General features: G+C 70.7%; 19 protein-coding genes. 11 read left to right on the forward strand and 8 right to left on the reverse strand.

The genetic code is table 11. The annotated features are described in order from the left end of the window. Positions 1 to 89 precede the first annotated feature (89 nt). From AC1G9L_RS09165 to AC1G9L_RS09215, 11 genes are all read left to right on the forward strand, one after another. Complete coding sequence (locus tag AC1G9L_RS09165; protein WP_010342854.1) at positions 90 to 1,550, forward strand: undecaprenyl-phosphate glucose phosphotransferase; 1,461 nt, start codon at positions 90 to 92, stop codon at positions 1,548 to 1,550. Positions 1,551 to 1,728: 178 nt separating this feature from the next. Beyond that, positions 1,729 to 3,009 (forward strand): hypothetical protein, encoded by a 1,281-nt coding sequence (locus AC1G9L_RS09170; protein ID WP_019798965.1) that lies wholly within the window; start codon positions 1,729 to 1,731, stop codon positions 3,007 to 3,009. Beyond that, positions 3,006 to 4,103 carry an acyltransferase family protein gene (locus tag AC1G9L_RS09175; protein ID WP_019799248.1) on the forward strand — a complete coding sequence of 366 codons (1,098 nt, stop codon included), beginning with the start codon at positions 3,006 to 3,008 and terminating at the stop codon, positions 4,101 to 4,103. The genes AC1G9L_RS09170 and AC1G9L_RS09175 overlap by 4 nt, the downstream gene beginning before the upstream one ends. Then, positions 4,100 to 5,233 (forward strand): glycosyltransferase family 4 protein, encoded by a 1,134-nt coding sequence (locus AC1G9L_RS09180; RefSeq protein ID WP_481070788.1) that lies wholly within the window; start codon positions 4,100 to 4,102, stop codon positions 5,231 to 5,233. Before AC1G9L_RS09175 ends, AC1G9L_RS09180 begins: the two co-directional genes overlap by 4 nt. Next, positions 5,230 to 6,279, forward strand: a complete 1,050-nt coding sequence (locus tag AC1G9L_RS09185) for a glycosyltransferase (protein ID WP_019799246.1) — start codon at positions 5,230 to 5,232, stop codon at positions 6,277 to 6,279. Before AC1G9L_RS09180 ends, AC1G9L_RS09185 begins: the two co-directional genes overlap by 4 nt. Next, positions 6,276 to 7,778, forward strand: coding sequence for a lipopolysaccharide biosynthesis protein (locus AC1G9L_RS09190; RefSeq protein ID WP_481070790.1), 1,503 nt, complete (start codon positions 6,276 to 6,278; stop codon positions 7,776 to 7,778). The genes AC1G9L_RS09185 and AC1G9L_RS09190 overlap by 4 nt, the downstream gene beginning before the upstream one ends. Before the next feature lie 52 nt (positions 7,779 to 7,830). Next, a complete protein-coding gene (locus tag AC1G9L_RS09195) occupies positions 7,831 to 9,018 on the forward strand; it encodes a GumK N-terminal domain-containing glycosyltransferase (protein ID WP_019799244.1) in 1,188 nt (395 codons plus the stop codon). Positions 9,019 to 9,070: 52 nt separating this feature from the next. Further along, positions 9,071 to 9,862: a polysaccharide pyruvyl transferase family protein gene (locus tag AC1G9L_RS09200; protein ID WP_010342846.1), complete on the forward strand. Its 792-nt coding sequence runs from the start codon at positions 9,071 to 9,073 to the stop codon at positions 9,860 to 9,862. Next, entirely contained in the window at positions 9,849 to 10,640 is a 792-nt protein-coding gene (locus AC1G9L_RS09205) for a WecB/TagA/CpsF family glycosyltransferase (protein ID WP_019799243.1), read from the forward strand. Before AC1G9L_RS09200 ends, AC1G9L_RS09205 begins: the two co-directional genes overlap by 14 nt. 74 nt (positions 10,641 to 10,714) lie before the next feature. Next, positions 10,715 to 11,185: a cupin domain-containing protein gene (locus AC1G9L_RS09210; RefSeq protein WP_209244544.1), complete on the forward strand. Its 471-nt coding sequence runs from the start codon at positions 10,715 to 10,717 to the stop codon at positions 11,183 to 11,185. Continuing rightward, complete coding sequence (locus AC1G9L_RS09215; protein WP_481070792.1) at positions 11,185 to 12,252, forward strand: TraB/GumN family protein; 1,068 nt, start codon at positions 11,185 to 11,187, stop codon at positions 12,250 to 12,252. Before AC1G9L_RS09210 ends, AC1G9L_RS09215 begins: the two co-directional genes overlap by 1 nt. Before the next feature lie 129 nt (positions 12,253 to 12,381). Here AC1G9L_RS09215 and dxs read toward each other — a convergent pair whose 3' ends face one another. The 8 genes from dxs to AC1G9L_RS09255 all read right to left on the reverse strand — a co-directional run bounded on the left by dxs (position 12,382) and on the right by AC1G9L_RS09255 (position 23,526). Next, on the reverse strand, positions 12,382 to 14,295 hold the full coding sequence (dxs, locus tag AC1G9L_RS09220; protein WP_481070794.1) for a 1-deoxy-D-xylulose-5-phosphate synthase: 1,914 nt from the start codon (positions 14,293 to 14,295) through the stop codon (positions 12,382 to 12,384). A gap of 150 nt (positions 14,296 to 14,445) precedes the next feature. After that, entirely contained in the window at positions 14,446 to 15,105 is a 660-nt protein-coding gene (locus AC1G9L_RS09225; protein WP_029562070.1) for an HNH endonuclease, read from the reverse strand. 113 nt (positions 15,106 to 15,218) lie between these two features. Beyond that, a complete protein-coding gene (locus AC1G9L_RS09230; protein WP_019802435.1) occupies positions 15,219 to 17,003 on the reverse strand; it encodes an acyl-CoA dehydrogenase C-terminal domain-containing protein in 1,785 nt (594 codons plus the stop codon). 103 nt (positions 17,004 to 17,106) lie between these two features. Next, complete coding sequence (locus AC1G9L_RS09235; RefSeq protein WP_019802434.1) at positions 17,107 to 17,754, reverse strand: response regulator; 648 nt, start codon at positions 17,752 to 17,754, stop codon at positions 17,107 to 17,109. Positions 17,755 to 17,866: 112 nt separating this feature from the next. Continuing rightward, a complete protein-coding gene (locus AC1G9L_RS09240; protein WP_481070797.1) occupies positions 17,867 to 18,580 on the reverse strand; it encodes a sensor histidine kinase in 714 nt (237 codons plus the stop codon). Beyond that, entirely contained in the window at positions 18,577 to 21,810 is a 3,234-nt protein-coding gene (locus AC1G9L_RS09245; protein WP_481070798.1) for a protein kinase domain-containing protein, read from the reverse strand. Before AC1G9L_RS09245 ends, AC1G9L_RS09240 begins: the two co-directional genes overlap by 4 nt. After that, positions 21,807 to 22,652: an FHA domain-containing protein gene (locus tag AC1G9L_RS09250; RefSeq protein WP_481070800.1), complete on the reverse strand. Its 846-nt coding sequence runs from the start codon at positions 22,650 to 22,652 to the stop codon at positions 21,807 to 21,809. The genes AC1G9L_RS09245 and AC1G9L_RS09250 overlap by 4 nt, the downstream gene beginning before the upstream one ends. A gap of 46 nt (positions 22,653 to 22,698) precedes the next feature. Beyond that, complete coding sequence (locus tag AC1G9L_RS09255; protein ID WP_481070801.1) at positions 22,699 to 23,526, reverse strand: DUF6689 family protein; 828 nt, start codon at positions 23,524 to 23,526, stop codon at positions 22,699 to 22,701. Between the last annotated feature and the right edge of the window lie 190 nt (positions 23,527 to 23,716).

A 23,716-nucleotide genomic window follows, 5' to 3' on the forward strand; every position in this document is an offset into this window, starting at 1 on the left:
GCGGTCCACAGGCAGGCGAAATCGAGGCCCGGCGGCGTCGCATGTTCCCCCGCATGCCGATCGACCGGGTTTGGATAGGAATCCCGATCATGCTTTTGGCAGACCTGAGTAGCGCCACCTATACGACCTCCTCGCCGCGCATGCTGTCCAAGTACGCGGCCGCGGCAGACATCCTGTTGCGCGTGTCCGACCTGACCGTCATGGTCGGCGGCGCGTTGCTGACCCACCGGCTGCTGTTCGGTACCTGGATGCCGGAACCGGCATATCGGGTGGCGATCGGCACTACGTTGCTGTACGCGGTGATCTGTTTCGCCCTGTTCCCGCTGTACCGCAGTTGGCGCGGGCGCGGCCTGTTGCGCGAGATGATGGTGCTGAGCCTGGCCTGCGGCGGCGTGTTCGCCCTGTTCGCCATGCATGCGTTCGTGGTGCAGTTCGGCCAGCAGGTCTCGCGCCTGTGGATCGGCACCTGGTTCGTCACCAGCCTGGGAACGTTGCTGCTCTCGCGCACGGTGGTGCGCGGCGTGCTCAACCGGCTACGCTCGGAAGGGGTGGACGTGCAGCGCGTGGTCGTGGTCGGCCTGCGCCATCCGGTGGTGAAGATCCACAACTACCTGAGCCGCAATCCCTGGGTGGGCATGCAGGTGGTGGGCTACTTCAGCAGCGACTACGACCTGTCGGTGGCCGACCATCCGCAGAAGCTGCAATGCCTGGGTGAGGGCACCGCCGACGCGCTGATCGACTACCTCGACGACCACCAGGTCGAGCAAGTGTGGATCTCGCTGCCGCTGGGCGAACGCGACCACATCAAGCAGCTGCTGCAGCGCATGGACCGCTATCCGATCCAGGTCCGGCTGATTCCCGATCTGTTCGACTTCGGCATGCTCAACCAGTCCGGCGACCAGATCGGCAACGTGCCGGTGATCAACCTGCGCCAGGGCGGGGTGGATCGCAACACCTACTTCGTGGTCGCCAAGGCGCTGCAGGACAAGCTGGTGGCCCTGGCCGCGCTGGCGGTGCTGTGGCCGCTGATGCTGGCGATCGCGGTGGGCGTGAAGCTGAGCTCGCCGGGCCCAGTGTTCTTCCGCCAGCGCCGCCACGGCCTGGGCGGGCGCGAGTTCTACATGTACAAGTTCCGCTCCATGCGCGTGCAGCAGGAGCCCAGCGACGTGGTGGTGCAGGCCACGCGCGGCGACAGCCGGGTGACCCGCTTCGGTGCGTTCCTGCGCCGCACCAGCCTGGACGAACTGCCGCAGCTGTTCAACGTGCTCGGCGGCAGCATGTCGGTGGTGGGGCCGCGTCCGCACGCGGCGCAGCACAACACCCACTACGAGAAGCTGATCCACCATTACATGCAGCGGCACTACGTCAAGCCGGGCATCACCGGCTGGGCGCAGGTCAACGGCTTTCGCGGCGAGACGCCGGAACTGCGCACGATGAAGAAGCGCATCCAGTACGACCTGGACTACATCCGCCGCTGGTCGTTGTGGCTGGATACGCGGATCATCGTGCTGACCGCGTTCAAGGTGCTCGGGCAGAAGACCGCCTACTGATGCGCCCGATGCGTCTTCTTCCCGCCGACCGTGTGCAGCGTCGGCGTCGCCTCCGCGTCGCCGTCGTTCCTGCATTGCCTGCACCGACTGGGCTCGCGCGCCGCATGCCGGCGCCACGCCCGGCACGCGTCCAGCGTGGCGTCGTCGCGCGATGCGCCGTCGCCGCAGCGGGGTGCGCATGCTGAGCGCGCCGGACATGCCGCTGCGCGAGCAGCGTCGCAACCTGCTGATCGAGCTGGTGTTGTTGTTCGCCGTCGGCTACAACTTCGTGCTGGCGGTGATCAACGCCAAGGTGTTCCGGGTCAGCCCGGCGATGACCTACGCGGTGGAACTGGCGGTCTATGCGGCGTGTTTCCTGCTTGGCATGCGCGCGCTGGACCGCAAGCGCATGGCGATGGTGTTCACCGGCATCGCCCTGCTGGCGCTGCTGATGCTGGTGCGCCTGTTCATGGCGTGGACGCTGGATCCGAAGTTCTTCCGCGATGCGCTGATCCCGTTCGCCTTCCTGATGCTCGGCGCGGCGTATACCGGCTCGCTGCCGCGCATGTTCGTGCGCATGGCGCTGCTGGTGTCGCTGGTGGCGGTGTTCGAGCTGGCGCTGCCCAAGGTCTACGGCGACGTGGTCAACCCCAAGAGCTATTTCGTCAACGCGCGCGGCGCCAGCGCGTCGAGTTTCTGGAACCAGGACAGCAACCTGTTCGTCAGCGCCACCAGGCCCGGCGCGCGCAACTTCCTGCCGTCGTCGAACCTGCCACGCGCCTCCTCGGTATTCATCGAGCCGGTGACGATGGGCAACTTCATCATCTTCTTCACCGCGATCCTGCTGACCTTCTGGCGCTGGATGCGGCCGCTGGCGATCGTCGCTTCGGTGGCGATGATCGGCTTCCTGATCGTGGCCTCGGACGGGCGTCTGGCCGCCGGCACCTGCGTGATGATGGCGCTGCTGAGCCCGTTGCTGCTGCGCACCGACCAGCGCCTGGGCTTTTTGATCTTCTTCCTGGTGATGGGCGGGGCGTGGCTGCTGGTCTGGGCCTCGGGCATCCAGAGTTACGAGGACACCACCCTGGGGCGGGTGTTCTTCACCGTCGATTCGATCCGCAGGATGAGCGCCGATGCGTGGATGGGACTGGACGTGGACCAGCCGTACCGCTACTTCGACAGCGGCATCGCCTACTTCATCTCCTCGCAGTCGGTGCTGCTGGTGCTGGCGTTCCTGCTGGCGTACTCGTTCGCGATGCTGATGCGCACCATCGAAGGGCAGTTGTTCAAGAACCTGCTGATCTTCGCGTTCTCGCTGAGCCTGTTGGTCTCCAACGGCTACTTCTCGATCAAGACCGCGGCGCTGTGGTGGTTCGTGTGCGGTTGCCTGTGGCAGATGACGCCGCGCCTGCGCGATGCGCCCGCGCTGCCGGCGACCGCGACGACGCCGGCTCCGCGTCTCCCGGCGGTGCCGGCATGAGCGCGCCCGCCACGGCTGTCTCCGCGTCGGTGCCGGCGCAGGCGCGCGCAGCGCGGACGCGTGCGCCGCGCGATATGCGCATCGATGCGGCAAAGGCGCTGGCGATCCTGCTGGTGGTGTTCGGGCATGCCAAGGGCATTCCGCACGCCTACGTGATCCTGGCCTACAGCTTCCACGTGCCGATGTTCTTCCTGCTGTCGGGCTGGGTCGGCGAGGCCTTCGGCAACCGCCCGCTGACCCTGGCCACGGTCGGCAAGCTGGCGCGCAGCCTGTTGCTGCCGTACGTGGCGTTCTTCTTCGTCGCCTACGCGTATTGGATGCTGACCCGGCATATCGGCAGCAAGGCGCAGTTGTGGGGCGATCGGCCGTGGTGGGAGCCGCTGCTGGGCCTGGTCAGCGGCATCGGCCCCAAGCTCTACGTGATGCCGGCGCTATGGTTCCTGCCGGCGCTGTTCGTGACCACGCTGGCGTATCTGGCGCTGCGTCGGACGCTGTCGTTGCCGGTGCTGGCCGGGCTGTCGTTGCCGCTGGCCTGGGGCTGGGCGTGCTGGTTCCCGGGGCAGGACATGCGCCTGCCGTTCTCCCTGGACGTGTTGCCGGTGGCGCTGTGCTTCTTCGCGATCGGGGCGCTCGCCGCCACGCGGGCGCAGTGGTGGCCGGCGCGGCCGGCCGGCAATGCGCTGGCGGCGCTGCTGCTGGGCGCCGCCTGGTTCGCGATCGCCTGGCATAACGGCCGCGTGGACGTGAACATGCTCAAGTTCGGCGATTCCCCGCTGAGCTTTCTGGCCGCCAGCCTGCTCGGCAGCGCGATGGCGTTGTGCATCGCCGGGCTGCTGCAGCACTGGGCCTGGCTGCAGTGGATCGGACGCAACACCTTGCTGATCCTGTGCACGCACACCTTGTTGTTCTCGGTGATGGCCGGCGTCGCCGCCCGTACCGGCCTGGTCCGCGGCGACGCCTGGGGACCGGCCTGGGCGGTGTCGGTGAGTGTGCTGGCGGTGCTGGTCAGCGTGCCGATGCGCGCGGTGCTGGTGCGGATTGCGCCGTGGATGATCGGCGTGCGTCGCAGCGCGGTCGCGGGAGCGACGGCATGAAGGTGGTGCATGTGGTGCGCCAGTTCCATCCGTCGGTCGGCGGCATGGAGGAGGTGGTGCTGAACATCGCGCGCCGCCATCTGCAGCAGGGCCGCGACCAGGTCGAAGTGGTGAGCCTGGACCGGGTGTTCACCGATCCGCAGCAACACCTGGCCCCGCGCGACAGCCACCAGGGCGTGCCGATCGTGCGCTTGCCGTATCGCGGCTCCTCGCGCTACCCGCTGGCGCCGTCGGTGCTGGCGGCGGTGCGCGGCGCGGATCTGCTGCACGTGCACGGCATCGATTTCTTCTACGACTTTCTGGCCCTGACCCGGCCGCTGCACCGTGTGCCGATGATCGTGTCCACCCATGGCGGTTTCTTCCACACCACCTATGCCTCGCGCCTGAAGATGCTCTGGTTCAAGACCCTCACCCGCGCCTCGGCGCTCGCCTATGCGCGGGTGGTGGCGACCAGCGAGAACGATGGCCGGCTGTTCTCGCAGGTGGTCGCGCCGCAGCGGCTGCGGGTTATCGAGAACGGGGTGGACGTGGACAAGTTCGCCGGGCAGGGCAGCGCCACGCCGGGGCGCACGCTGATCTACTTCGGGCGCTGGTCGGTCAACAAGGGCCTGCTGGAGACCCTGGACCTGGTGCGCGCGCTGGCTGCGCAGGATCCGGCCTGGCAATTGATCGTGGCCGGGCGCGAGTACGACTTCAGCATGGCCGACCTGCAGCAGGCGATCGCCGAGCGCGGCCTGCAGCAGCGGGTACGCCTGCAGGTAGCGCCGACCCAGGCGCAACTGGCGCAGTTGCTCGGCAGCGCGCAGTACTTCGTGTGCCTGTCGCGGCACGAGGGGTTCGGCCTGGCTGCTGTGGAAGCGATGAGCGCGGGACTGCTGCCGATCCTCAGCGACATCCCGCCGTTCGCGCGGCTGCAGCGCGAGTCGGGGCGGGGCGTGCTGGTCGACCCGGCCGATCCGCAGGCGGCCGCGGCCACGGTGCGCGCCTTTGCCTCCGCCACCGATGCGGACTTCGCCGCGCAGCGCGCCGCGGCGATGGCGTATGCGCATCGCTACGACTGGGACCGCGTGGTCGGTGCCTATCTGGACGAGTACCGCCTGGCGCTGGGCGGCGCGGAGGGCGGCCGATGAGCGGCGAGCGCCAACGCCACGGCGCGGCGCAGCAGACTGCGCCGGCAGTCACCGTGCTGCTGTCCACCGAGCGCCCGACCGCGACCACCAATCCCTACCTGACCCAGCTCTACGCGGCGCTGCCGCCGCAGGTGCAACTGCGCTTCTTCTCGATGTGCGCGGCGCTGCTGTCGCGCTACGACGTGCTGCATCTGCATTGGCCGGAGTACCTGCTGCGGCATCGCACCGCGCTCGGCACGCTGGCCAAGCAGGCCTGCGTCGCGCTGTTGCTGCTGCGCCTGCGTGTGGCAGGCGTGCCGTTGGTGCGCACCCTGCACAACGTGGCGCCGCACGAGGACAAGGGCTGGCGCGAACGCCTGCTGCTGCGCTGGATCGACCGCCAGACCGCGCGCTGGATCCGCATCAATGCGACCACGCCCGAACGTGCGCCGGCCACCGACACCATCCTGCACGGCCATTACCGCGACTGGTACGCGCCGCTGCCGCAACCGCCGCGGGTGCGCGGGCGCCTGCTGCACTTCGGACTGCTGCGCCCCTACAAAGGCGTGGAGACGCTGATCGCGACGTTCGGCGCATTGCCCGATCCGCAGCTCAGCCTGCGCATCGCCGGCAACCCGATCGATGCGCAGATCCGCGGCGTGGTCGAGCGCGCCTGCGCCGAGGACCCGCGGATCAGTGCACGCCTGCAGTACGTGGAGGATGCGGTACTGGCGCAGGAGGTCGGCGAGGCCGAACTGGTGGTGCTGCCGTACCGGCAGATGCACAACTCCGGCACCCTGCTGCTGGCGCTGTCGCTGGCGCGCCCGGTGCTGGCGCCGTGGAGCGAGGCCAATGCCGCCATCGTCGACGAAGTCGGCGCGCAGTGGGTGCAGCTGTACCAGGGCGAGCTGGATGCGGCGCAACTGGCGCAGGCCCTGGCGCACGCGCAGCAGTTGCCCGCCGATGCCGTGCCGGACCTGTCGCGGCGCGACTGGAACGGCATCGGTCTGCAGCATTACCGCAGCTATCTGCAGGCGCTGACCGCGCGCCGCGGGGAGGACGCATGAGTAGCGCCGAGACCCCGCGGCCGGCAGCGCCGCAACCCGGATTGGGCGCGCGCGCCGCTGGCGGCGCGGCGGTGACCATGGCCGGGCAGCTGGCCAAGATGGTGGTGCAGTTCGGCGGCATCATTCTGCTGGCGCGGCTGCTGACGCCATACGACTACGGCCTGATGGCGATGGTGACGGCGATCGTCGGCATGGCCGAGATCCTGCGCGACTTCGGCCTGTCCTCGGCCGCGATCCAGGCCAAGCACGTCAGCCGCGAGCAGCGCGACAACCTGTTCTGGATCAACAGCGGCATCGGTCTGGCGCTGGCGATCGTGGTGTTCCTGTCCTCGTCGTGGATCGCGCACTTCTACCGGGAGCCGGCCCTGCTCGGCATCTCGCAGGCGCTGGCGGTGACCTTCCTGCTCAACGGCATGACCACGCAGTACCGCGCGCACCTGAGCCGTGCGCTGCGCTTCGGCCAGGTCTCGCTGAGCGACGTCGGCGCGCAGGTGCTGGGCCTGCTGGCCGGCGTCGGCGTGGCCCTGGCCGGCTACGGCTACTGGGCGCTGGTCTGGCAGCAGGTGGTGCAGGCACTGGTCAATCTGCTGATCGCTGGCGCCTGCGCGCGCTGGCTGCCGCGCGGCTATCGGCGCGATGCGCCGATGCGCACCTTCCTGAGCTTCGGCTGGAACCTGATGGCGGCGCAGTTGCTCGGCTATGCCAGCCGCAACGTCGGCCAGGTGATCATCGGCCACCGCATCGGCGCCGAAGCGCTGGGCCTGTACAACCGCGCGTTCCAGTTGCTGATGATGCCGCTGAACCAGATCAACGCGCCGGCCACCTCGGTGGCGCTGCCGGTGCTGTCGCAGTTGCAGGACGACCCGCCACGCTTCGGCAACTTCCTGCTGCGCGGGCAGACGGTGATGGTGCACCTGATTGTGGCGCTGTTTTCCTGCGCCTGCGCGCTGGCGATGCCACTGATCGTGCTGGTGCTGGGCGAACAGTGGCGCCCGGCGGTGCCGCTGTTCCAGGTGCTGACCCTCGGCGGCATCTTCCAGACCGCCTCCTACGCCACGTATTGGGTGTTCCTGGCGCTGGGCCTGATGCGCCAGCAATTGGTTTACTCGGTGGTCGGGCGGGTGATGCTGATCGCCTGCATCTTCGCCGGCTCGCTGTGGGGCGTGATGGGGGTGACCGTGGGCTACACGCTGGGTCTGCTGGTGATGTGGCCGCTGTCGGTGATCTGGATCGCGCGTATCGCGCCGCAGATTCCGGCCTGGGAGCTGTTCAACAACGCCTTGCGCGCGGTGCTCGGCTACGGCGTCTGCGGCGTCGCCGCCTACCTGGCCGCGCAGCAGTGGGGCGGCGCGTCGCTGTGGATGCAGCTCATCGTCGGCGCCGCGGCAATGGCGCTGTCCGGCCTGCTGGTGTTCGCGCTGTGGCCGGCGTTCCGCCGCGATGTGTTGGCCATCCTGCAGATGCGCACGCTGTTGCGCCAGGCACGGGGAGCGCGATGAGCGTCGGCCGGCCGCGTCTTTCCTTTCCTTCATTCCGCACAGGAGCGAGCGCATGAGCGATTCTTCCGCAGCGGCGCTGTCCGCATCGGCACCGGCCGCGGCCACCAGCGGGCGTGCGCCGTGCTATCTGGTGCTGTCGGCGCACGACTACCGCACGCCGCGCCGCGCCAACATCCATTTCATCGCCGATGAACTGGCCAAGCGCGGCACCACGCGGTTCTTTTCGCTGCGCTACAGCCTGCTGTCGCGGCTCAAGGGCGACCTGCGCCTGCCGCTGGACGCCACCGCCAACCAGGTGGTCCGCCACAATGGCGTGGACTGCTACCTGTGGCGCGCGCTGCTGCATCCGTTCAACACCCGGCGGCGCTGGCTGCGGCCGCTGGAAGACCTGATGTTCAAGGTCTACGCGGCGCGCGCGCCGGCCACGCTGATCCGCTGGATGCGCGAGGCCGACGTGATCGTGTTCGAGAGCGGCATCGCGGTGGCCTTCATCGCGCTGGCGGCGCGGATCAACCCGACCGCACGCAAGGTGTATCGCGCCTCCGACGGCTTGAGCACGATCAACGTCGCTGACTACATCGAGCGCGAGTTCGACCGCGTGGCGCCGAGCCTGGACGTGATCGCACTGGTGTCGCCCGCGATGGCCGAGGAGGTCGCCAGCCGCCACAACGTGTACCACGTCGGCCATGGTGTGGATCACGACCTGCATACGCTCGGCGATCCCTCGCCGTACGGCGAGGGCATCCATGCGGTGGCGGTGGGCTCGATGCTGTTCGATCCCGAGTTCTTCGTCGCCGCCAGCCGCGCCTTCCCGCAGGTCACCTTCCACGTGATCGGCTCGGGCATGGGCCGCGCGCCGGGCTATGGCGACAACGTGGTGGTGTACGGCGAGATGAAGCACGCCGAGACCATCCGCTACATCAAGCACGCGCGCTTCGGCATCGCCCCGTATGCGTCGGAGCAGGTGCCGGCGTACCTGGCCGACAGTTCGATGAAGCTGCTGCAGTACGATTTCTTCGGCCTGCCGGCGGTGTGCCCCAATGCCGTGGTCGGCCGCTATCCGTCGCGCTTCGGCTACACCCCGGGCGACGAGGCGTCGATCGTCACCGCGATCGGGCAGGCGCTGCAGGCGCCGCACGTGCGCCATCGCCAGTGCCTGAGCTGGTCCGACACCACCGACCGGGTGCTGGACCCGGCCGCCTACCCGGAGACACGCCTGTTCGCCGACCGCACCGCCTGAACACACGTCGCCGGCGTGTCTGCCTTACATCCCGCGCAACCAAGGAGGACCGATGTCCGCATTGCAAAAATGGATCGATTACCAAGAGCGCCGGGCGCTGTTCTGGTGGAAGCCGAAGAACGGCGAGATCAACGTCGGCGATCATCTCTCCAAGATCATCGTCTCCAACGTGCTCGGCCAGCGCGACCGCACCCTGCTGGACAAGCGCGACAAGCGCACGCGGCTGATCGCGATCGGCTCGGTGCTGCATTTCGCCCGCGACGGCGACACCGTGTGGGGCAGCGGCGTCAACGGCAAGATCCCCGCCGACCGCCATACCTTCCGCCAGCTCGATGTGCGTGCCGTGCGCGGGCCCAAGACCCGCGCCTTCCTGCGCGAGCGCGGCCTGCAGGTGCCGGAGGTGTACGGCGATCCGGGCCTGCTGATGCCGTTGTTCTTCCCGCGCGAGGCGCTGGCGCCGCCGCCGGCACGGCGGCCGGTCATGGTGGTGCCGCACTTCAACGAATCCCTGGACAAGTATGCGCAGTACAAGGAACACCTGGTGCTGCCGAACCGCCAGCCGGCCGCGTTCGTGCGGCAACTGCTCGGCGCCGAACTGGTCGTGTCCAGTTCCTTGCATGGGCTGATCCTGGCCGAAGCCTACGGCGTGCCGTCGGTGTACCTTGACTGGGGCAACGGCGAGGACCGCTTCAAGTACGACGACTATTACGCCGGCACCGGCCGCAGCCGCTGGCATGCCGGGCAGACGGTGGAGGAATGCATCGCGCTGGGCGGCAATACCGTGTTCGACCTGGCGGCGGTGCAGCGCGGTCTGCTGGAGAGCTTTCCGCATGACCTCTGGTGAGCGCGCGGCGGGCGAGGTGCTGGCACTGGGCGGCTATCCGATCCTCCGCAGCACCGAAGCCGATTTCGTCGCCAGCTTGCTGCAGGCGCTGGCGCGCGGCGAGCGCCGCCAGGTGTTCTTCGCCAACACCAACTTCGTGGTGCAGTGCCAGGCCCTGCGTGCGCAACTGGCCGCGCCGGACGTGTGCATCGTCAACGACGGCATCGGCATGGACCTGGGCGCGCTGCTGGTGCACGGCCGCCGCTTCGCCGGCAACCTCAACGGCACCGACCTGATTCCGGCGCTGTGCCGGCAGAGCCCGCGGCCGCTGCGCTTCTTCCTGCTCGGCGGCCGTCCCGGCGTGGCCGACACCGCGGCGCAGACCTTGCGGCAAACGCTGGGGCAGGAGGTGATCGGCACCTGCGACGGCTATGCCCAGTTCGCCGCCGCCGGCGCCGGTCTGGCCGCGCGTATCAACGCCAGCGGCGCCGACGTGTTGCTGGTGGCGTTCGGCAATCCGCTGCAGGAGCGCTGGCTGCTGCAGCACGCGGCGCAACTGCAGGTGCCGCTGGCGTTCGGCGTGGGCGCGTTGCTGGACTTCCTGTCCGGCACCGCGCGGCGCGCGCCGGCCTGGGTGCGCCGGCTGCGCATGGAATGGATCTATCGCCTGCTGCGCGAGCCGCGGCGCCTGCTCAAGCGCTACAGCTGGGACCTGCTGGTGTTCTTCGCCCTGTGCCTGCGCCGCGGCCGGCACCTGGGCGCCACGCCGCCTGTCCGGGACTCGCTGCGGCCCTCGTGACGCCGACCGGCTGTCGCCGACAAAAGGGCGCTGCCTGACATTCGCGCGGCCATGCCCGGGATTAGACTGGACGCATGTCCAGCGCCGCCGCCTTCCGAATCGCCGCCCTGGTGCGCGACCTGTCGCTGCTGCCGCACCCGGAGGGCGGACGCTATGCGCGCGTGCATACCTCGGCCCTGACGGTGCAGCACGCGCAGACGCTGCGCCCGGCCTGCACCGCGATCCGCTTCCTGCTGGAGCGCGGCGAGGTCAGCAACTGGCACCGCATCGATGCCGACGAGACCTGGCAATGGGAAGAAGGCGGGCCGCTGGAACTGTTCGGCTTCGACCCGAACCACGGCCTGCAGCGCTACCGCCTGGACGCCAGCGAGCGCGGCGGCATGCCCTCGGTGGTGATCGCGGCCGGCACCTGGCAGGCGGCGCGGCCGCTGGCCGACTATTGCCTGGTGCGCTGCGTGGTGGCGCCGGGCTTCCTGTGGGAGCGCTTCGAACTGCTGGCCGCGGCCGATCCGCTGGCGGCGCACCTGCCGAAGCTGGCGGACTGATGCCGGGACCGGGCGCGGCGCGCGCGGCGACCGCGCCGGGAACCGTCGCGCGCCGGCGCGGCCCGGTGGTGTGCCTGGTCGCGGCCTTGCTGGCGGCGGCTGTGCCCATCGTGCAGGCGCAGACCGCGCTGCCGGTCGCGCCGGCGAACCCACCGGTGGTCGACCTGGAAGCGGTGCTGGTGAGCGGGCGCCAGCCCGGCCCGGGCCTGTGGCAGGTCCGCCGCGGCGATCATGTGTTGTGGATCCTCGGCACGGTGTCGCCGCTGCCCAAGCGCATGCAGTGGGAATCGGGCGAAGTGGAGCGGGTGATCGCCCAGTCGCAGGAAGTGATCGCAGCGCCGAGCGTCACCCTGGACTCGGGCCTGGGCATGTTCCGCTCCCTGTTGCTGTTGCCGTCCCTGCTCAAGGCGCGGCGCAATCCCGACGACCGCACCCTGCAGCAGGTGCTGCCGCCTGACCTGTATGCGCGCTGGCTGCCGCTGAAGGCACGTTACCTGGGCCGCGATGCCAGCGTGGAACGCTGGCGGCCGGTGTTCGCGGCGCAGGAACTGTACGAGGCGGCGATGCGCACCTCCGGCCTGAGCCTGGGCAGCGTGGTGCAGCCTGTGATCGAGCGTGCGGCCAAGCGCGCCAGGGTGCCGATCGTGCCGGTGGTGGTGGAGGTCAAGGTCCCCGACGCCAAGCGCGCGCTGCAGGAATTCCGGGCGACCTCGCTCAACGACAGTGCCTGTTTCGCGCGCACGCTGCAGGTCATCGATCGCGACCTGGAGACGATGCGCCAGCGCGCCAACGCCTGGTCCGAGGGCGATCTGGATACGCTGGCCACGCTGCCGGCCAACGACCAGTACCGGATCTGCCTGGACGCGGTCGGCGAAGCGGCGATCGCGCGCAAGCTGGGCCTGGGCGATGTGCGCCAGCGGGCGATGGCGGCCTGGCTGCGGGAAGCCGAGCGGGCGCTGGCGCAGAATCGTTCCAGTTTCGCGGCGTTGCCGATGCCGACCCTGCAGGAGTCGGGTGGGCCGCTGGATCGGCTACGTGCCAGCGGCGCCGAGGTGATCGCGCCTTAGCGCGTACACGAGATGTGTCGGTCCATGGGACGCGCCGACTTGGGGGGGGCGTGCAGCGTTGCGCGCGCAGGCGCAAGCAAACGGAGACGGCATGCGCTGACGCCGTGCCGTCTCCGCTGACCGCAGCGGTCAGCCTGCCGCGGTGCGCGGTGCGCTGGCGCTGCTGGCCAGTTGCGGCCAGCGCTTCAGTACCGCGGCGCGGATGCCGGCGGCGTCGATGCCGGCTTCGGCCAGCAGTTGCTCGCGGCTGGCGTGGTGCTGGAACGCGTCGGGCAGGCCCAGGTGCAGCACCGGGCGCAGCACGCCCTCGGCGTTGAACAGTTCGGCCACGCCGGAACCGGCGCCGCCGGCCACCACGTTGTCCTCGATGGTCACGAAGCCTTCGTGGCTCTGCGCAAGCTCCAGCAGCAGGGTGCGGTCCAGCGGCTTGACGAAGCGCATGTTGACCACGCTCAGGCCGAGCTCGCGGCCGACCTGTTCGGCGGCCGCCAGGGTCGCGCCGAACGCCAGCAGCGCCACGGTGCGACCTTGCGCGCGCAACTGCGCCTTGCCGATCGGCAGGGTGTCCAGCGTGGTCCCCGGCGCGACCCCGGGGCCGGTGCCGCGCGGGTAGCGCACCGCGGCCGGGCCGGGATGGCGCAGGCCGGTGCTGAGCAGTTGCCGGCACTCGGCTTCGTCGGCCGGCGCCATCACCACCAGGTGCGGCACGCAGCGCAGGAAACTCAGGTCCAGGTTGCCGGCGTGGGTGGCGCCGTCCGGGCCGACCACGCCGCCGCGGTCGATCGCGAACAGCACGTCGAGCTGCTGCACCGCCACGTCGTGCACCAACTGGTCGTAGCCGCGCTGCAGGAAGGTGGAGTAGATCGCCACGACGGGCTTGGCGCCGTGCACGGCCATGCCCGCGGCCAGGGTCACCGCATGCTGCTCGGCGATGGCCACGTCGAAGTAGCGCTGCGGGTACTCCTTGCTGAAGCGCACCAGGCCCGAGCCTTCGCGCATCGCCGGGGTGATCGCCAGCAGCGCCGGCTCGGCCGCGGCCATGTCGCAGATCCAGTCGCCGAACACGTCGGTGTAGGTCGGCGCCTTGGCACCCGGCTTGGCCACCAGGCCCTTGCTCGGGTCGAACGGGCCGACCGCGTGGTAGCCGATCTGGTCGCCCTCGGCCAGTTCGTAGCCCTTGCCCTTGGTGGTGATGACGTGCAGCAGCTGCGGACCCTTGAGGGTCTTGAGCGTCTTCAACGCGCCCAGCAGCGCCGGCAGGTCGTGGCCGTCGATCGGGCCGGTGTAGTGGAAGCCCATTTCCTCGAACAGCGTGGACGGCACGAACATGCCCTTCCAGTGTTCTTCCCAGCGCCGCACGAAGCGTGCGGTGGGGTTGCTCTTCTTGTCGCCGAGGATCTTCTTGCCGCCCTCGCGGATGGCGTTGAGGGTCTTGCTGCCGCTCATCCGCCCCAGCATCTTGGTGACCCCGCCGACCGCCTCGGAGATCGACATGCGGTTGTCGTTGAGGATCACCAGCAGGTTCGGTTCCGGGTCCATGCCGCCGGCGTGGTTCAGCGCTTCGTAGGCCATGCCCGCGGTCATCGCGCCGTCGCCGATCACCGCCACCACCTTGCGTTCGTCGCCCATGCGCTGCAGTGCCACCGCCATGCCCAGCGCGGCCGAGATCGAGGTGGAGGAGTGGCCGACGCCGAAGGTGTCGTACTCGCTTTCCTCGCGCTTGGGGAACGGCGCCACGCCATCGGCCTGCTTGACGGTGTGGATGCGGTCGCGGCGCCCGGTGAGGATCTTGTGCGGATAGGTCTGGTGGCCGACGTCCCACACCAGTTGGTCGACCGGCGTGTCGTACAGGTAGTGCAGGGCGACGGTGAGTTCGATCACGCCCAGGCCGGCGCCGAAGTGGCCGCCGCTCTTGCCGACGCACTCGATCAGAAAGGCGCGCAGTTCCTCGGCGATGGCCGGCAGCTCCGATTCATCGAAGCGACGCAGTTCTTCGGGGACCTGGATGCGCGAGAGGCGCGGATAGCGGGTGGGGTCGATCATCGGAATGGAGGTTCAGCGGACCTGTCATTTTCCTCTCCATTCCGGGCACACGCAATCAACCCGTGCGGTCGCGGGCGCGTGGATGGGCTGTTTTGCCTGGGGTGCGGCAATCCGTCGCAGCGGGCGTGACGGCGGCGTGAGGCCGCGCGGCTACAACGAGAGCTTGGAGCGCTTCGGCAACTGCGCCTTCAGGAACGACATCTGGTCGGCCAGGATGTTGCGGTTGGACAGGATCAGATGCTCGATCCAGCTCGGCCGGTACGGCACCGCCAGCAGCGGCATCGACGCCTGCTGCGGGGTGCGATTGCCCTTGCGCGAATTGCAGTGGAAGCACGCGGTGACCACGTTTTCCCAGATGTCGCGGCCGCCCTTGGACACCGGCAGCACATGGTCGCGGGTCAGTTGCGGGCGGCTGAACTGCTGGCCGCAGTACAGGCACAGCTGGGCGTCGCGGGCGAACAGCGCGGTATTGGTCAGGGTCGGGGTGGGGTCGAGCGCACGCGCATGCGCGTGACCGCGCGCGGCGATGATCGGATGCAGCTCCAGCACGCTGCGCTCGCCGCTGGCGCGGCTGATGCCGCCATGGATGTGCATGCACGGCTCGCCGAGGGTCCAGGCGACCGCGCCACGCGCATACAGACAGGCGGCGTCCTGCCAGTTGATCCAGTCCAGCACGCGGCCATGCGCGTCCAGCGACAGCAGCCGGACCGAGGGCAGGTGGGAAGGGGACGCCGCAGGCGACGGGACCGCGGCCGAGGCGCCGCAGGCCCCGGTATCGATCAGACCAAGCGTTGTTGTGTCTGTCTCCATCGGGAAGACAGCTTATACCCGATTGGTGACGGTTTGTGTATCGGCCGTGGCGGGCGTTGCAGCCCCGGCACGGCGTGCGTGCCGGGGGCTGCGTCGGGACCTGGATGTGCGACTCAGAATTGCGCGTCGGCCAGCGCCATCAGCGGCTCGGCACCGCTGTCGATGGCCGCGGCGTGGGTCAGCGTGCGCGGCAGCAGGCGCGCGTAGTAGAAGCGCGCGGTCTCGCGCTTGGACTGCTTGAACGCCTCGCCATGGGCCGAGGCCTCGGCCGCGGCGACGCTGCGCGCCCACCAGTAGGCCAGCACCACGTAGCCGGAATAGAACACGTAGTCGTAGCTGGCCGCGCCCAGTTCCTCGGGATTGCCGGCGGCGCGCTGCAGGATGCGCTTGGTCAGCGCCGCCCACTCGGCGGCCTTCTCGCGCAGCGGGGCGACGAATTCGGCCACCGCCGGGTTGTCGGCGTGCTCGGCCAGGAAGGCCTCGATCTGCGCCAGGAACAGCTTCAGCCCGGCGCCCTGGCTGGACGCGGTCTTGCGCCCGATCAGGTCCAGTGCCTGGATGCCGGTGGTGCCTTCGTACAGGGTGGTGATGCGCGCATCGCGGGCCAACTGCTCCATGCCGTGCTCGTGGATGTAGCCGTGGCCGCCGAAGCACTGCAGCGCGTGGTAGGTGTTCTCCACCGCCCACTCGGTCTGGCAGGCCTTGGAGATCGGGGTGAGGAAGCTGACCAGCACGTCGGCCTGCTCGCGCTCGGCCGGATCCTGCGCACTGTGCGCGATGTCGATCAGGGTGGCGGCGTGCAGCGCCAGCAGGCGGCTGCCTTCGGTCAGCGCCTTCACCGTCAGCAGCATGCGGCGTACGTCCGGGTGCACCAGGATCGGGTCGGCGGGTTTCTCCGGAAGCTTGGCGCCGCTGAGCGAACGCGACTGCAGGCGCTCGCGGGCGTAGCGCAGCGCGTTCTGGTAAGCGCGCTCGGACAGGCCGATGCCCTGCAGGCCGACCCCGAGGCGCGCGGTGTTCATCATGGTGAACATGGCCTGCAGGCCCTTGTGCGGCTGCCCGACCAGGTAACCCTGGGCGCCGTCGAAGTTCATCACGCAGGTGGACGAGCCGTGGATGCCCATCTTGTGCTCCAGCGAGCCGCAGCGCAGCGCGTTGCGCTCGCCGACGCTGCCGTCGCGGGCGACCTTGAACTTCGGCACCACCAGCAGCGAGATGCCCTTGGCCCCGGCCGGCGCGTCCGGCAGCCGCGCCAGCACCAGGTGCACGATGTTGTCGGTGAAGTCGTGCTCGCCGGCGGTGATGAAGATCTTGGTGCCGCTGACCGACCAGCTGCCGTCGGCGTTGGGTTCGGCGCGGGTCTTGAGCAGCCCCAGGTCGGTGCCGCAATGCGGCTCGGTCAGGCACATTGTGCCGGTCCAGCGGCCGTCCACCAGCGGCTTCAGGAACACCTCCTGCTGCCAGGCCTCGCCGTGCTGCTTGAGTGCCTCGACCGCACCGTGCGACAGCAGCGGGAAGTTGCCCCAGGCCAGGTTGGCGGCGTTGACCATCTCGTTGAGCGGCACGCCCAGGGTGTGCGGCAGGCCCTGGCCGCCGAACTCGGCGGCGGCGGTCAGCCCGGTCCAGCCGCCCTCGGCGAACTGCTGGTAGGCCTCGCGGAAGCCGGGGGCGGTGGTGACCGCGCCGGTGGCCTTGTCCAGGGTGCAGCCGTGCTCGTCGCCGACCCGGTTCAGCGGCGCCAGCACGGTGCCGGTGAAGCGCGCCGCTTCCTCCAGCACCGCGTCGATCAGTTCGGCATTGGCGTCGGCATGGCCGAGGCGGGCGAACAGCGCCTCCACCTGCAGCACGTCGTGCAGCGCGAAGCGGAGATCGGTCAACGGGGCTTGATAGGTGCTCATGCGATCGCTCGTGGCTAGGGCCGCGGCGCGGCCGAGGGCGTCAGGATACTATGGCGTATGGAGTATGCGCAGCCGCGGCGAAGGCGCGCCTGCGTGCGGCCGTTCAGTCGAGCAGGCGGTGGCGCACGGCGTAGCGCACCAGTTCGGCGGTATTGCGCATGCCCAGCTTGTTGAGCACGCGGAAGCGGTGGTTCTCGGCGGTCTTGACGCTGATCTGCAGCACCCGCGCGATTTCCTTGGTGGTGCGGCCTTCCACGATCAGGTGGAACACCTCGCGCTCGCGCGCGGTCAGGCTGCGGTAGGGATCGGGCGGCAGCGCCTGCGGCTGCTGCATCTGCGTCACCAGCGCCTGCGCCGCCTGCGGCGAGAAGTGGCCGCGGCCGGCGTGCAGGTTGCGCACGGCGGCGATCAGGTCGGCGCTGGCGCTGTCCTTGAGCAGGTAGCCGGAGGCGCCGGCGCGCACCGCGTGCAGCACGTACTCGTGCTCCTCGTGCATGGTCAGCACCAGGATCCGCGCCAGCGGCACGATCTCGCCCAGCCGCCGCACCACGTCGATGCCGTTGAGCCGCGGCATGGAGATGTCCACGATCGCCACGTCCGGGCGGGTCGCCTCGGCCTTGGCCAGCGCCTCGATGCCGTCGGCCGCCTGCGCCACCACCTGGATGCCGGGCACGGCGTCGAGCACAGCGACCAGGCTTTCGCGCACCAGGGTGTGGTCGTCGGCGATGAGGACACGGATCGGGGCGTTCATGCCGGTGTGCGTCCGTGGTGGTTGCCGGGGCGGGCGGCAGCTTGTTGCGGCGCCGCCGATCGCGTTGCCTGCAGGGCCGTGCGGTTGCCGGCATGGGGGAGGGCAATGACGTTCAATCGGCCTCCAGCGGGACCCGGATCTGCACGCAGCAGCCTTCGCCCGGCGACGATTGCAGGCGCAGACTGCCGCCGCTCAGGCGCAGGCGTTCGCGCAGTCCGCTCAGGCCGCTGCCACCGGCCGCCAGCGCCTGCTGCGGATCGAAGCCGCGGCCGTCGTCGAGTACCTGCAACTGCGCCCAGCCGTCGCGGGCGACCAGCCGCAGCAGCACCGACTGCGCAGCCGCGTGCTTCAGCGCATTGGTCAGCGCCTCCTGCGCGCTGCGGAACAGCAGGGTCTGCAGCGCTTCGTCCAGCGCCGGCAGCGGGCCGATCTCGACCGCGACCGGGATGGCGCCGGCGGCGGACTGGCTGCGGCCCAGCCAGCCCAGCGCGGCCTCCAGCCCCAGGTCGTCGAGGATCGGTGGGCGCAGCAGCCGCGACATCTGTCGGGTGTCTTCCAATGCCTGCGTGCACAACTGGATGGCCTCCTCCAGCGGTGTGCGCAGCGCCGCGTCGGCGCTGCCGAGCGCCGCGCCCAGTTGCGCCAGCCGGTGCTTGAGCACGGTGAGGTTCTGGCCGACGCCGTCGTGCAGCTCGCGCGCCAGGCGCCGGCGTTCGTCCTCCTGGACCTTGACCACGGCGCGACCGAGGCGGCGGAACTCGCGCTCGTTGGCTTCCAGGCGCTGCAGCAGCAGGCGATAGCGGTCGGCGGCGGCTGCGTCGGTCATGGCGTAGTGCCCGCGCGTGCGACAGACGAACCGTCGGCGGCCTGCGCCGCGGCGCGGCGGGCGCGTTGCGCGGCGGCGTGGTCGCCGAGCGCCTCCAGGCGTTGCGCGGCCTGTGCGTGCAGCGTCGCGGCGAACAGCGGGCTGCCGCGCAGCAGCAGTGCCTGCGCCTGCGCGTAGCGCGCCGCCACCTGGTCGGCCGCACCGTAGCGCAGCGCCTGCTGCAGATAGCGCAGGCGCAGCCCGGCGTTGCCCAGGCGGGCGACGTCGCCCTCCAGCGCGGCGAGCGCGGGTTCGTCGTGCGCTGCATGCACCTGCACCTGCAGTTGCAGCAGGCGGGTGCCGCTGGCACGCGCCAGCGCCTCGGCCTGGCGCAGCGACGCGGCGGCTGCAGCGGCATCGCCGTCGCGCTCGTCCAGTTGCGCCTGCAGCAGCGCGGCACCGGCGCGCTGTTCGCTGGACACCGAGGCGGGCGCTTGCCGCTGCACCTGCTGCAGCGCCAGCCGTGCCTGCGCCGGGTCGTCCAGCGCCAGCCACACCTGCGCGCGCAACAGGGCGATGTCGGTCTGGCCGCGCTGGTCGTGGCTCTGCTGGAACAGCCGCTGCGCCTGGTCCAGTTCGGTGAGTGCCACCGCGCGCTGGCCTTGCCAGAACGCCAGTTCGGCCAGGTTGCGCCGGCTCACCGCCACCTCCTCGAGCATCTGGTGGCGTTCGGCCTCGCGCAGGGCCTGGGTCAGCAAGGTCTGCGCCTGCGCCCAGTGGCCGCGCGCGGTGGCGAGCAGGCCGAGGTTCTGCGCAGTGCGTACGCGGCCGGTGGCGTCGTTGAGGTCGGCGTAGGCGCGTGCGGCCTGTTCCCAGAACGCCTGGGCGCTGTCCAGGTCGCCCAACTGGAAGTGCGCGAAGCCGATGTTGTTGAGCGTCTCGGCGACGCCATGCGCATCGCCGAGCGCGCGCCACGCCGACAGCGCACCGCGGAACGCCTGCAGTGCCTGCGGATAATCGCCGCGCTCCTCGGCCAGCAGGCCGAGTTCGTTGGCGGCGGCAGCCTGGCCATCGCGGTCGCCGAGTTCGGCGTACAGGGCCTGCGCCTGCTGCAGCTTCTTTTCGGCCTCGGCGAAGGCGCCACCGATGCTCAGCGTGCCGGCCAGGTTGCGCAGGCTGGTGGCGACGCCACGGCGATTGCCGACCTGCCGGCGCAGTTCCACGGCGCGCAGGTACTGCGCCTGCGCCTGCTGCGCCAGGCCGAGACGGCCATAGCCCACGCCCAGCGCGTTCACCGTTTCCGCTTCGCCATAGAGGTCGCGCCCGCGGCGGAACAGCAGTTGCGCACGCAGCAGGTCCTCGTCCACCGCGGTGGCGGCGTTGCCGCTGAGGATCGCCAGCTTGCCCAGCGCCAGCCACAACCGTGGGTCGTCGGGATCGCGCTGCGCCAGCGTGCGCAGGCGGTCGCGCGCCGCGTCCAGGTGGCCGGCCTGCGCCTGGACGCGTGCGACCTGCAGTTGCACCACGCTGTCGTCGGGCCGGGCCGTGGCCAGCGCCTGCCAGGCGCGGTCGGCGGCGGCGAGATCATCTTCGGCCTCCAGGCGCAGCGCCGCCAGCAGCGCCAGCGTGCGCGGCCGTGCCGGCGCCACGGGCGCGCGCGCATCCAGCGCCTCGCGCGCCTTCTGTTCTTCGCCGATGGCCTGCGCCGCGACCACCTCGGCCAGGCGCAGCGGTGCCGACTGCGGCGCCTGTGCGCTGGCGTCGGCGAACTGCTGCAGCGCCTGCGTGCTGTCGTCGTGTTGCCGCGCCGCCAGGCCGCGCGCATAGGCCTGCAGTGCGGCGGGCGCAGGCAGGTCATCGGGCAGGGCAGCGCCGTCGGCGAGCAGCGCCCTGGATGCGATCGGCAGCCAGGCGGCGTAGGCCGCGGCCGGATCGGCGGCGGTCGGTCCGTCGATGTGCTGCGCCGCGCCGCTGGGCGGATGCAGCAGCGCCTGCAGGCGCCAGCCGGCGCCCTGGCGTTGCAGGCTCGGCTGCAGCACGCGCTGCGCCGAGGCGAGCCGGCGCAGCGCCTTGACGTCCAGCGGCGCCTGGCCGGTGGGGTCGTACTGGCGCAGCGCCTGGCGGGTGCGTTCGTCATCGACCACAGTCAGCGTTTCGCCCAGGCTGCCGCGCAGCCAGGCGCCCAGCGCCAGGCGTTGTTCGGCGCTGGCCGGGTCGCCGGCCAGCGGCAGCACCAGCAGCCGCGGCAACGGCTCCACGGCCGCCACCGGCGGCGCGCTCGCGCGTTGCGCCTGCCATTGCCAGGCGCCGGCGCCGAGCAGGGCGGCGCCGGCCAGGATCGCGGCCAGACCCAGGCCGACCCGGCGCCAGCGTCGGCGATCGCGCGGCAGTTGCCGGCGCTCGATCGCCACGATCACCTCGCCAGCATTCTGCAGCCGATCGCGCGGCTGTGGGCGCAGCAGCCGCTGCAGCAGCCGCACCAGCCAGGCCGGCACGTCCGCGCGCAGCCGGTCCACTGGCGGCGGCTCGCGCAGCATGCGCTGGGCCAGGGTCTCGGACAGGGTGCCGCCGGCGAATGGCACCTGCCCGGCGAGCATCTCGTACAGGATCAGGCCCAGCGCGTAGAGGTCGCTGCGTGGGTCGAGCGCATCGCCGCGCGCCTGTTCCGGCGACAGGTAGGCGGGCGTGCCGATGACGTTGCCCAGGGTCGCGCCGAGGCCGCTGCTGGCCATCGAACAGGCCACGCCGAAGTCGCTGATCAGCGCATCGCCGTCGCGCTGCAGCAGGATGTTGGCCGGCTTGAGGTCGCGGTGCACGACGCCGCGCGCATGCGCCGCCTGCAGGCCGCGGGCGATGCCGCTGGCGATGCGCAGGGCGGTGTCGACATCCAGCCGTTCTTCGCGCTGCAGCCGCGCTTCCAGCGATTCGCCGTCCACGTAGTCCATGCTGATCAGCCAGCGCCCGGCGTGTTCGGCCAGATCGTGGATGCGCACCACGTGCGGGCTGGACACCTGCCGGGCCAGCAGCAGTTCCTGGCGGAAGCGGGCGAAGGCCTGCGGCCGCTGCGCCAGTTCCGGGCGCAGCAGCTTCACCGCCACGTCAATGCCCAATGCCTGGTCGTGGGCCAGGTACACCAGGCCCATGCCGCCGATGCCGAGCAGGCGTTCGATGCGGAAGCGGCCGGCCAGCACCTCGCCCGGGGTCAGACTTTCCTGCGCATGCAGGCCGGTGGCGGTGGCCGCGTCGCTCATGCCGGCCCGACCTCGGCGCTGCTGTCGCGCAGCGCCTGGCGTGCGGCGATCCACAGCGCGGCGCGCTCGCAGAAGGCCTCGAGCAGCTGCATGTCCAGCGCGCCGATGGCGCTGCCGGCGCGGCGGCTGTCGGCATAGATCGCCCCGAGCACGCGCCTGCCGTCGCGCAGTGGCAGGCACAGCATGGTGCGCAGGCCGGCGGCGCAGACCGAGGCGCGTTCGGCCAGCCAGGGCACGCCGCCGACGTCGTGGGCCACGGTGGCCTGGCCGTCGCGCAGGGCCCGGTGCAGGGCGCCCTCGCTGCCGGCGAGGCCGCGCTGCAGCGGCATCGGCCCGGTGCCGTGGCTGGCGGCGATGCGCGGGCCCTGCGGTTCGGCCAGGACCAGCACGCCGCGTTCGGCCTGGGCCAGTTCGACCACCGCGTCCAGGCTGGCGCCGAGCAGGTCGTCGAGTCCACCGACCTGGGCCAGCCCCTGGGTGAGCGCGGTGGCGCGATCGCAGCGGGCGCGCTGGCGGCGTTCGGCCAGTTCCGCATCGGCCGCGCTGAGCGGGGCGAACTCGGCGTAGATGTCGCCGAAGCGCAACCAGGTCGCCGTCTCCAGCGCGATCGGTGCGGCCACGCGCACGCCGTCGCGGAAGCTGCCGTTCTTGCTGCCCAGGTCGTGCAACTGCCAGTGGCCGTCGGCCTGCGGCTGCAGCCGCGCATGCCAGCGCGACACGGAGGGATGTTCCAGCGCCAGCGCGTTGTCCGCCGCGCGGCCGATCGCCAGCGTCTGCCCGGCGGCGAGCAGCAGCGTCGGCGCCGGCGCGTCGGGCAGGTAGGCGGTCAGGCGCGCGGGCATCGCGGGATGTCCTTCGTGGCGGCGTGCGTGACCGGTCCCGCAGCGCTCAAGGCGCGTAGAGGCGTTGGTAGTCGATGGAGAAGCGCAGGGTCGCCGCGCCGGCCAGCAGTTCACCGGCGGGGTTGCCCTCGCTCATGCCGGCGTACCAGGTCTGCGCGATGCCCTGGCCGGCGCGCGCCGACACCTGCTCGCGGAACCCGTCCAGCGCCACCGTGGCGGCGGTGTAGTCGGCGTTGGCCAGGGCGCTCTGCACGCTGTTCAGCATGCTCGCCAGCGGCGCCGCCTCATTGGCGGGCAACTGCGCCACCAGCGCCTGCAGGCGGTTCAATTTGGCGGCCACCACCGCGGCGGTCGGGCGCAGGTCGTGGATCACGATGAACTGCGAGAAGCCGCCAGTGGTGCCGCGGGCGCGCACGCTGCCGGGCGCGATCTCGTCGGTGATGTCGCGGAAATCGCCTCCCAGCGGTGCCTTGACCAGGCGCAGGGTGCTGTCGGCGGTGTAGGCCAGCGCATGCGTATGCAGTTCCACATGCACGACCCGGCGGAACGACAGGCCGCCGCTCGGCGGCGGCGTCACCGTGATCAGCAGCGGCAACTGCGATGGCACCTGGCCGGCTTGCGTGCTGGGCAGTCGCGGCAGCAAGGCAGTGACCTGTGCCGGGGTCAGCAACTCTGCGCTCAGGCCCAGGCTACCCGGGTTGAGATCGCTGGCGCTGTCGAATTCCAGCGTCACCTCGGCCAGCGGGTGCGGACCGGCGCCGATCGCCGCCGTCGCCACATTGCCGCTCACCTCCACCTGCACCGGCAGCGGTTGCGCGGCGAGCCCGCCGGGCGCCGCCACGGCGCAAAACAGCAGGCAAACCCTTGCGAACATCGTGTGCATCTGAAACCCCCTGTTGCATGTGCCGGCACCGCGCACCGCACCCGCGTTCCGCCCGGCGACGCGGCGAGGCAGCGGCCTACGCCTGGATCATACCGATCCGTACGGGCGATGCACGCGGCCCTGGGTGTTTCCACTCACGACGGCTAGGGGCGATCCCGGATAGGCGCCGCCGGGCCGTCGC

Source organism: Xanthomonas sp. NCPPB 1132 (genome assembly GCF_056629235.1).